The following is a 10175-nucleotide window of genomic DNA, read 5'->3' on the forward strand; positions in this document are numbered from 1 at the left end:
CGAGCGCGCCTTGGGATCCTGAACGTTGTGGCAGCAACGTCTGCGCTGGGCGAAGGACGCGGACGTTGATGCCTTTACCTCACGCTTCGAAAATGCGCTGGACGGTCCAGAACAGCCCTGTGGCGGCGATCGAGGCTGAAGCCGGAATGACGAAGCGCGTGCGATACCACGACTTGTCCTGGAACCACTGTGCTACGGCCAGGAACGCCACTGCGATCACGGTCAGCTGTGCCAGCTCGATGCCGAGGTTGAAGCTGATCAGCGCCGGTATGATCTGGCCATACGGCAGGCCGAGCCCGGCGAGGGTGCCTGCAAAGCCCATGCCGTGCAACAGGCCGAACAGGAACACCACCAGCGGCCGCCATGGCGTGAGCTTCGCGGTCATGATGTTCTCGATCGCGACATAGGCCACGGACAGAGCGATCAATGGCTCGACGATGCGCGGGCTGAGCGCGATGACGTCGTACATGGTGAGTCCGAGCGTGACGGAGTGGGCAATGGTGAAGGCCGTCACCTGGACCAGGATCGGCCGCAGCTTCGTGTTGAGCAGGAATATCCCAAGCAGGAACAGGATGTGGTCGAGCCCTTTCGGCACGATGTGCACGAAGCCGAGCTGCAGATATTGCCTGACGATCTCGAAGGTTGTCGGCGGCCTGAAATTGGCGGCGATAGGGAAAGGACTGCTCTCGGCGTCGGCGTCGAGCCACAAGGTTTGCAGGCTGCCGCCTGTCTCGTCGGTGATGACCAGGGCATAGGTGCTGGCAACGAGGCCGTAGCGCCAAGTCATGGCTTCAGCGCCGGCGGGAACCAGTCCATCGACGCGCAGCACGACGAAAGCGGGCAGCATCACATCGGCAGGCATCTCGACCTGGGTCACCGATACCGTGGCAACGGATGCGACATCATCGAAGCGCACATCGACCCAGGCGGCGAGCGCCTGACTGAACTTTGTTAGTTTCTCACGCACGGCCTCGGGCGTAAGGCTCTCGCTGAACGGCTGGCCGGCTTGTCTCTCAAGCCGGTTGACGAGTACCGTAGGCGCGGTGGTGATCGACGCGGACCAGGTCTGATCGCGCTTCAGCACCAGATAGACCTGGGTCGTGCCGATCTCGTGCGGCCAGGCAAGGCGGGGCTGCAATGGAAACAACCCGATCAGGAGGAGCAGCAGCCACGCCGCGGAAGAACGGCTCAGCTTCACGTCATGCTGTAGCCGCTTGATCTTGCGCATGCCTTTGTCCCGAAACAGCTGCGCCCTTTCGGGAGACATGCGCTAGGGCCGCTCTTCGGGCATTTCGAATGTCAGCGATGCCCATGAACTCTCCCAATCGCAGTCGGAAAAAAAGCCGGCCCGCACCATGTGGACCGACTTGACCAACCAAACGCCGGCCTGCGGCAGCGTCAGGGAGAAGCCGCCCTGCGCGTCGCTGCGAACGGACAATCGCACGGACGGATCTTGCCTGTGGAGCGCCTCAACCCGTGCGTCGGCGAGTGGCTCTCCGTCATAGAAGATATGCCCGCGAAATACGCCGAAACCAGTAGTTGGATCTCGGTCGGGGACGATCTCGTAGGCAAAGGGCAGGAGTTGGGTGACCGACGGCGACGGTGCGGTGCCACTCAGCAGCGCCTTGGCGTAGCGATAGAAACATTCCCGCGCCGGCTTGGCATCTTCCTCGCGCAGCCTCCGCTCGGAGATGGTCTCGTCCAGGCCATATTGCTCGAGATAGGCTTTGAATCGACCGGCGGGCAGCTCGACAGTGGAACCGGCGCTGCTGTAGGCGACGATAGCGGTCGCATTGCCCGACGCCCGCAGGAAGGCGGCCGGTTCGAGGCCCTCCGAACCGGAGAGCGTCTCATCCTCGCCATCCTGTCGCACGAAGAAAGCGTCGATCGCGTTCGACATATAGGGCACCGGATCGCCGATGAAATCCTGCCCGACACGCAGCGCCACCGAGATGGTCATGCCCGGCAATGGCTGGAAGGTCGAAGGCTCGATCCAGAAGTCATGGGCGCAGGCAGGGTTCGGGCACAGCAGGGCGACGGCGAACAGCCCACGCCAGCCCCAGTGGCCGATGGATAACATGAGGCCGACGCGTCGGCGCTAAGCCGGAGCCGCGGCAGGCGCGACAGGTTTCCGCCGAAGTAGAAGCCACAGCCTTATCAGCAGCCGCCGGATGATCTCGCCCACGCCCCAGAACACGATCGCAAGCAGGATCACGGCGCCGATGATATAGGGCCAGATGCTTGCGGCTGCTTGCGGCTTTGGCTGCTCGTCCTCCCACTTCTCGGCAAGGAACGGCCATTGATCGGAGATCAGCTTTTCGTCGTCGTTGGCCGTGGCGCGCGGCCACAAGTTTTTGTCGACCTCGATGAAAGAGAGTTCCATCAGCAGGCAGTCGCCCGTGGCGCAGGTCTTGGCGACGACGTCGTCATTTAGCAGGCGCCCGTTCGGATAACCGGCCGGGAAGCGGCTGGAATAGATCATCACGTCCGGCACCAGATCGTAGTCCCGGATCTGGAACGTGACCTGGATGAGTTCCGCGATTCCCTTCGACCATCCCTCCCGCTTGTTGAAGAAGAAATCGCGGATGCGGCTCGTGAATTTCTTTTGCTCCATCAGCGCCTTGACATGCTCGCTGGGGTGAATCGGATTGAGGAAGCCAAAACGCGGGATTTGCGTGCGCAAGGAGCGTCCGACATAGTCTATGAGCTCGCCATCCTTCGAGGCGGTGCCCCACAGGATAAAATCCTGCTTTCCCGCCGGAAAAGACGTCATCGGCACGCTAATCACCATTGCGATGGTGTTCTTCTTGAAGAAACGCGGGAAGATGAATGGATCGTCCCGCACGCCAGCATAGACGTTGATCTTATCAGTGTCCTTCAATCCCTCATAGGTCGCGTTCACTTTCAACAATCCCGGGTCCTTGTCGTCCGGTTTCTCGAGGTCGGTGAGGCGCAATTTTATTGTTGCCGTCGCAACGATGCCCTCGGGCTGCGGGATAGTGCCGCCGTAGCGGGCGCGTTCCGCCTCGTTGTCGAAGATGACCGGCGTGTCGTAGTCTATGTTGATCTGGTATTCGAACGGGTCGGGTTGATAGGGCCCGGGATCACGCAAGGCACGTCGCACGTCGAAGACGATGATCATCCGATCGCCCTGCGGGAAGAAAAACAGGTCCGTTACATTTGCGTTGGGGTAGACCAGTTCAATCGGGTCGGCGTGATCGGAGGCTCGGGTAGCCGAAAGCTCGACGCCCGTGGCGACGGAGATCACGCTGAGCGCCAGAAGCTTCCAGAAAATGCCTCGCCCGGCGCGTTCGGCGCTGACGGAACGACGGCGGCGCTCGGTGGCAAACAAAGAACCGCTCAAAAAATGAGCAAGGTGGCGTCGCATCAGTCTTCCCCCTGACGACCGAGACTACTTGGCATTGGTTGCAACTAATATTGCACCTTAACACTCGGACTTAGGAGAGGGGAAGCTGATTGGTGGCGTATTCCAAATATTTCAGGCAAGACGAGAACAGGATAACGTGTAGAAAGGCGGGATGGATCGTCGTGGCGTCATGATGACGAGCGATCGGACCGGTTTCCGGGAGGTTCTTGTCCCGCAGGGGGAAGTCGATGAGCAAAGCAGCGCCTTTCAATGAAGCCTTCTCGACCGAGGACGCAGCCTATGTAGGCTCGCGTTTCGCGGTGACGCGGGAGGCGTTGTTCGCAAACCCGTACCAGGAGGTGTGGGGCAAGCCCGGCAACCTGCCGATACCGACCTACGCAGTGACGCTTGGCAGCGTGCTCAAGGGCATATTGCCGTTCGGATTGCCCTATGCGTTTCGCGAGGCAAGCGCACGTGCCATAGACTCTTCGGCAGACCTGCGCTGGGGACCGGACCGCAAAGGCTACCGGCGCCTGCTCCACCCGAACGGCATTTGCCTGACAGGCATCTGGAACATCTCGGCAAAAACGGAGTATTCTGGTTATTTCCGGGAGGGCAGCCGGGCGCTCACCATCGCCCGCTACTCCACATGCTGCACCGAGACCAAGCGCGGCCGGGCGCGCTCGCTCTCGATGGTAGGAAAGCTGTTTTCGACGCTGGATCGCGAGCATACCAATCCCGTGCGCACCGCCAGCTTCATCACGCAACAGGACATAGGCGGCGACTGGAGTGACCACATCAACGATGCCGAGCTTCTCAATGCGCCCAACACAACGGTCTGGCGGCGCGGCCTCGGCACACCGGTCCTGGTGATTACCGGCATCCTGTTCGGCATCGTCGACCGCAAGCCCAGCATCCGCCAGCTCTATCCAATCGCCGAGCTCGGCAAGCCGGCGGGAGAGCCGACGCGTGCGCCGACCTTCATGCGGCTGCGCGTTGACCAGCAGCAGCCGCGGATTGCCGGCGAGGATCTGGACTTCCGCGACGAGATCATGGCGCAGATCTACAACGCCGGAGATCCCGCCCCCAAGAGAACGCTGACGTTCGACATCGAAGTGACGGATGACGGCGAAACGCACGGCATTGCGATCCGCGAAAGGCGTGTGTTCAGGAACTGGCGCAAAATCGGAACGCTCGCATTCGACGAGGCCGTTGCCTCCTACAACGGCGACTTCGTCATCCATTTTCCGCACCCGACTTGGCGTGACGATAAAAACGACCCGGCTACGGCTACACGACTAAATCGGAAGAAGGTGCGTTGATGGCAACTAGTTATCGAAGGAAGACCGCGGAGACGAAGTGTCCGTGGTCCCAGGAAGCTGTACCGGTAAATGCGGCTAGTAGCCTGAGCAGGGATCAGCCGGGTGACCTGCTCCCCTGGAAAGTCCTCGCTTTGAGGTTAGCCTGTTCTCTGAAAGAGGAGACGGGCAATGAAACGATCCAGGTTCACGGAAGAACAGATGATCGGCATCCTGAAGGAGCATCAGGCGGGGTTGTCCGCGCCTGATCTGTGCCGCAAGCACGGTATCTCGGATGCGACGTTCTATACGTGGCGCAAGAAGTATGGGGCATGGAGGTGTCGGAGGCCAAACGGCTGAGGGCGCTTGAGGAAGAGAATGCGAAGCTGAAGAAGCTTCTGGCGGAGTCGATGATGGACGTGTCGACGCTGCGCGAGATGCTCGGAAAAAACTTCTGACGCCCGGCTCGAGGAGGAATGCCTTGAGCTGGGCCATGGAAGAGAAGGGTTATTCCCAGCGCCGCGCGTGCGGTCTGGTGGGCATTGATCCGCGTGTCTACCGCTATCGATCGACGCGGCCGGACGATGCCGGGCTGCGCACGAGATTGCGCGAACTTGCGAGCGAACGCCGGCGCTTCGGCTATCGCCGCCTGCACATCCTGCTGAAGCGTGAGGGCGTCGAGGTGAACTGGAAGAAGAGCTACCGCCTCTACCGCGAGGAACGGCTCACCGTCCGCAAGCGTGGCGGCCGCAAGCGGGCTTTGAAGGGCCCGCGGGCTGCGGCAAGACCCATCGATTGATTGGGGCTTTGAGAGCTGCATTGCTGGAGACACCTTTGCACGACGGCCAGCGGGTTTTGGCATTGACCTTCATGCATGGCGCGCGCCGACGACTGAATGAAAAGCTGCGGGGCATCGAGGGACTTCGCGGCAAGACCGAATGCATGACCGTCGACAGTTTTGCGCAACGGCTGGTTCGACGCTGGCGGGGTCTCGCGTCCGTATTGGACGATCCGCCAACGATTGGCAGTGGCAAGGGTAACGTCGCAGAGCGGAGCACCCGCGTCGTAGGCGCTCTCGACGAGCTCGGCCAACGCAGTCTCCTGCTTGGCCACGAGCCCACGACCGAGACGTCGAACCATAGCAGCGTCCCTGGTGAAGCGGACAACATCTGGCTCATGTCTTGCTATAACCGCGGAGAGACGAACAATACTTTGAAAGTCAGTTGATCCCAGAGTCAGCAATGCGCTGAGCTCGTCCTTCAGCGTTTCTAGTTTTGATATCTGCCACCTGCCCCACTACGCATATTTTGGTCACTGAAACCTACGCTGTCCGCGACGCGATGGCGAGGCACCGCTAGAGGGTCCTCGCCATGGTGGCATACGGGGGCGACATCGGCACCGTCACTTCTCATGAGACATGTTTGCGTTCCGGTCGAGCACCCCCTTAAACGTGGTATCCCGTCATTTCACAAACGCAAACCGAGACGATCCAGGCGTTCAACCCCCGGAAAAATGGACATCGGCGACAATCCGCTGCCCATCGGTTTCTCACGCTATTTTCTTTTCGCACGTCTAAGGATCCGAGTTCCGCGATCGAGGGAGGGATTGTCGTCCACCGGCATCGCTTGTTTCCAGCGGCTCGCGCAGGTGAAAAGCTACGACGCACGATCCAGTGTTCGCGTCGCCGCCCAGGCTTCGGGCTAGCCATTGCCACTTGTTCGACTTGGCTCCGGGTGTTCCTGAGAATGGGCGGACTCGGTGAAATCTGCGTATGTCTACGTGCAAGGAGAGCAGCTATTGCGTGGTGCGATAATCTTTCGGCAGTAGATTCTACTCAGATTTCGTGCTTGGGTAATTATCGCTTGTGTAAGGCAAGCAGAACGTTCGGCCGACGACATCGAGATCCGGGGGGATGAAATCGTGAACGGCGACCAGGAACAAATCGCGCGCATCGTTTCGGAAGTGCTTTCCCAGCTCGGGTACCAAGCCGATACTAGTATCCCTGCGATCGCGAGGGCCGCCGCTACGTTGACGGACACTGCAACGTCGTCCCCTCTTCAACGACCTCACGCTTTGACCGACATACCATTTGTCGAAGATGTCGATCCTTTGGCCCCACCATTCTCAGATGTCGGAACCAAAGGAGGGGTAGACGATCCAACTCGTATGCTGCGCGGCTGGACCGGATCGATGGAGACCGAGCTCGTTCTCGAGACGGCCGTCGGTAGGTATCTCACTTCTCCTGCGGCGCTGCTGCACGTTCTCGGCGATCGTCGACGGGCGGTTGCGATCGTGTCGACGCAGGGTACGGACTATAAGGGCGAGCGCGGTCAATGGAGCGGCACGGGGTTTTTGGTCGGACCCAATCTTTTCCTGACCAACCATCATGTCCTGAACTCGCTCGACGTGGCGGTGGCCGCAAAGATCGAATTCAACTACGAAATTACGCCAGAAAACCTTCTCCTAGGCAATGGCGCACCACCACAAGCAACGCAGATTTTTGCGCTCGATCCCGACCGCCTTTTCGTGACAAGTCCTACCCAAGGCGGACTTGATTACACTTTTGTGTGGATAGAAGACGCAGCGCAGGCCACGTTCGGCGCCATTCCGATGGAGCGATCTTCTTTTACTGTCGAGGAAGGTGCTCAAGCATTCGTGGTTCACCATCCCGACGGTCGGCCGAAGGAAGTCAGTCTGGACGACACCGACATCCTCGGCATCAAGACGACGATTATCCACTATTCGTCGGACACAATGGGTGGCTCCTCCGGCGCACCCGTCTTCGATCATCGCGGGCGGTTGATCGCCTTGCACCATGCGAGCCGCCGACAGGCTGTTGATCTACCAGATGGTGGCCAGTCCGATGTCGTCAACGAGGGAATCAAGATCGCGGCCATCGCAATCGATCTCGAGAACAGGATGCGCTCGGGCGGTGCGGATGCTTCCTTTGCCGAGACCATATTGCGGCAGGTCAAGGGCTCGGACACGATGTCGGGCTACTTTGGCGGCATCGGTCGAGAGATTGCGTCTGGAGCGACTGGACCGGAAGCTGTGGTCGACACCTATCGGGGAACAGATCAAGATATCGATATCGGCTTCTGGAACATCGAATGGCTTGCGACCAAATGGACTGACGAGAAGAAGCTCAACGGAGCCGCCCGCGTCATCGCCGATCTCAATCTCGATGCTTGGGGGCTTTCAGAGATCTCGCCGGCGGGGGTCGAAGCTTTGGTATCGAGAATCGAGCATATCTACGGAGACCGTTACGATTGCGCCTTTTCGGAACCGGACGCGCCGCAGGGCAAGCAGTCCACCGCGATGATCTGGAAAAAGTCCGCGCTCTTTGGCGAGAGTATAAATTGGCCTGCCAGCATAGAACCTTTGCTGCGCCAACGCAGTGACGATCCGGGTGTGGGCGTCGAAGCTGTTCATGGTAAGATATTCGATCGTCGCCCTGGTCTCTTCCGGTTCCGGACCTCAGGCGACTTACCGGCCTATAGCTTTTTCGCGGTCCCACTGCACTTGAAGGCGATGGACGAAGGCAGCCTGCGGCGACGGCTTGCCTCGCGGATCATGGCGCGGGCGGTCGAGGAAATCAGCCGCGAGTATGGGCTCGACGTCATTCTCGGCGGTGACATGAACGCGCCGCTCGCATCCGGCGACTTTGCCACTATCGAGCAGGCCGGCTTCACCATACTTGGTGCACAGGATGAGCAGGATGGCGCATTCACGTATCTGAAGGCTCCTAAATCGGCGATCGACAACATCTTCCTTTCGCCAGGCATGAAGCAGACGGTGGGGGCGACCGACTACTTCATCATCGCGAAGGAGCGCAGCATGTCGGATTTTATCAGGAGTGTCTCTGACCATCGGCCGGTAGCCATGCGGCTGTCGCTGGCAAAAGCCGCGCGGCCCGCAGGCGCGACTGAAGCGGCGGACCTAGACGCAATCATCGACGCGATGCTCATATCCGAGAAGGCGCAACGGACCCGGAGGGGGCAAAGACGGCGATCGCCAACGACCCGGCCGCAATGAGGGGATGGACCGATGAAGAAACTAAGCTACGCCGAGTTCAAGGCAATGCTGATGGACCCGGATGTGCCAGACGCCAAGATAGCTGAGTATCTTACCGCAAGGCCGAAGGAGAGCGGACCTTTCGACCCGATGATCGTTCCCGACCCGGCCAAGGTCGAAATGACGCCAGAGGGCGACTTCGACGTCGAGAGTGCCATTCGGTGGGGTAACGCGATATGCCGGTGGCGCCGGCATGCCCGTTTTGAAAGCCGCATCGCAAACGGTGAAAAGAAGCCAGTCCTTGTCTCCGAAGGTGACTCATGGTTCCAGTTTCCCTTTCTCATCGACGACGTCATCGACCAGCTTGAGCCTGACTTTCTGATCTGGAGTTTGGACGCTGCGGGCGACACATCCGACAACATGGTGAACCGCAGTCCCGAATACATGCAGGCGCTTGTTCAGCAGAAACCAAACAAGGTGGCGGGCTTTCTATTCTCCGCAGCCGGAAATGACGTGATCGGCGAGGACCTTCTTGGCAAACCGGTCTTGGGGCGGCTTCTGAAACCGTTCAAGGCGGGGAAGGATGCGGCCTGGCATATAGACAACGCTCAGCTCGCCAGCATCCTGTCCGCATTGGAAAAGGACTACAAGAAAGTCGTCTCGACAATCCGGTTGGACAATGCGTTTGCCAATTTGCCAATACTGGTCCACGGCTACGACTACGCAATCCCCGGCGGATTTCCGGGCGACAGCCGTAATCCGATTTATGCGAAGCAGGACGAATGGCTTGGCGGCCCGATGAAGAAGAAAGGCATAACCGACCCGACGCTGCAGCGCGAGATCATCCGCCTGCTGATAGACGCTCTCTACGACATGCTCGGTAGCGTAGCCGGCAAAAGCTCAACGACGAATGTCCATGTGGTGGATGTCCGCGGAGCGCTCAAGACCGCAGACTGGGCGGATGAGATTCATGGGACGTCGGCTGGTTTCAAGAAAATCGGCAAGCGCTTCAAGAATGCGATCAACAAGGTGATTTAGAGGACATCATGCCGAAGCGGGCTCACCTTACATAAACGCCGGCTATGCTACAATGAATGGTTGTCCGACATGCCGGACAATCGACAGCTCGACTTGTTCGATCAGAATTGTGCGGTGATCGTGCGACTTCGCGCGATCACCGCACAGTTAGCTGTCGTTCAGTCAGTGGGCCTCCACCCCGCATCGAAGTAGCCGCAGAGGCCACTGGTAACCCGGTGAGCTTGCTCCTACGAGCTCGCGGACGAGCGACTGGCGTCCATGAAGACGAAGGTGCCCTGCCCTCGCCTGGGCCTGCAAAGCCCTCACTGTAGATTCTGCGGCGACATCGTGAAAAGACATGTACAGGGCGGGAATCCGCCGTTGACGGACATATAGCTCACAATCGATGGTCCATTCCACGCAAATAGCAGACGCTAAAAATCGGCCTGCCATATAGCCAAGATGAGAATTGCGGGTGC

Annotated in this window: 7 protein-coding genes and 1 pseudogene; 5 read left to right on the top strand and 3 right to left on the bottom strand. The window is 59.5% G+C overall.

The window, feature by feature from the left end; genetic code table 11:
* Positions 1–79 precede the first annotated feature (79 nt).
* From IHQ72_RS36450 to IHQ72_RS36460, 3 genes are read right to left on the bottom strand one after another with little or no spacing between them, the layout of a single operon-like run.
* The gene (locus tag IHQ72_RS36450; protein WP_258124320.1) at positions 80–1228 is read right to left on the bottom strand and encodes a HupE/UreJ family protein; all 1149 of its coding nucleotides are present in this window, start codon (positions 1226–1228) and stop codon (positions 80–82) included.
* Positions 1229–1270: 42 nt separating this feature from the next.
* Positions 1271–2080, bottom strand: a complete 810-nt coding sequence (locus IHQ72_RS36455; protein ID WP_258124321.1) for a DUF4198 domain-containing protein — start codon at positions 2078–2080, stop codon at positions 1271–1273.
* 18 nt (positions 2081–2098) lie between these two features.
* Positions 2099–3388: a hypothetical protein gene (locus IHQ72_RS36460; RefSeq protein WP_258124322.1), complete on the bottom strand. Its 1290-nt coding sequence runs from the start codon at positions 3386–3388 to the stop codon at positions 2099–2101.
* 227 nt (positions 3389–3615) lie between these two features.
* On the opposite strand from IHQ72_RS36460, the gene IHQ72_RS36465 reads away from it, so the two are divergent.
* From IHQ72_RS36465 to IHQ72_RS36485, 5 genes and pseudogenes are all read left to right on the top strand, one after another.
* Positions 3616–4689, top strand: a complete 1074-nt coding sequence (locus IHQ72_RS36465) for a hypothetical protein (protein ID WP_258124324.1) — start codon at positions 3616–3618, stop codon at positions 4687–4689.
* A gap of 168 nt (positions 4690–4857) precedes the next feature.
* Positions 4858–5428, top strand: a pseudogene (locus tag IHQ72_RS36470) (transposase); the annotation flags it as partial.
* Between the two features lie 56 nt (positions 5429–5484).
* Positions 5485–5892, top strand: a complete 408-nt coding sequence (locus tag IHQ72_RS37385; RefSeq protein ID WP_374120431.1) for a hypothetical protein — start codon at positions 5485–5487, stop codon at positions 5890–5892.
* A gap of 693 nt (positions 5893–6585) precedes the next feature.
* Positions 6586–8700 (top strand): trypsin-like peptidase domain-containing protein, encoded by a 2115-nt coding sequence (locus IHQ72_RS36480; RefSeq protein WP_258124145.1) that lies wholly within the window; start codon positions 6586–6588, stop codon positions 8698–8700.
* Positions 8701–8712: 12 nt separating this feature from the next.
* On the top strand, positions 8713–9717 hold the full coding sequence (locus IHQ72_RS36485) for a hypothetical protein (RefSeq protein ID WP_258124146.1): 1005 nt from the start codon (positions 8713–8715) through the stop codon (positions 9715–9717).
* Positions 9718–10175: the final 458 nt, after the last annotated feature.

This window comes from Mesorhizobium onobrychidis (assembly GCF_024707545.1).
Taxonomy (GTDB): Bacteria; Pseudomonadota; Alphaproteobacteria; order Rhizobiales; family Rhizobiaceae; genus Mesorhizobium; species Mesorhizobium onobrychidis.

Excerpts from the sequence above, each read along its gene's own strand:
- IHQ72_RS36450 (WP_258124320.1), bottom strand. The coding sequence starts at position 1,228 with ATGCGCAAGATCAAGCGGCTACAGCATGACGTGAAGCTGAGCCGTTCT.
- IHQ72_RS36455 (WP_258124321.1), bottom strand. The coding sequence starts at position 2,080 with ATGTTATCCATCGGCCACTGGGGCTGGCGTGGGCTGTTCGCCGTCGCC.
- IHQ72_RS36460 (WP_258124322.1), bottom strand. The coding sequence starts at position 3,388 with ATGCGACGCCACCTTGCTCATTTTTTGAGCGGTTCTTTGTTTGCCACC.
- IHQ72_RS36465 (WP_258124324.1), top strand. The coding sequence starts at position 3,616 with ATGAGCAAAGCAGCGCCTTTCAATGAAGCCTTCTCGACCGAGGACGCA.
- IHQ72_RS36485 (WP_258124146.1), top strand. The coding sequence starts at position 8,713 with ATGAAGAAACTAAGCTACGCCGAGTTCAAGGCAATGCTGATGGACCCG.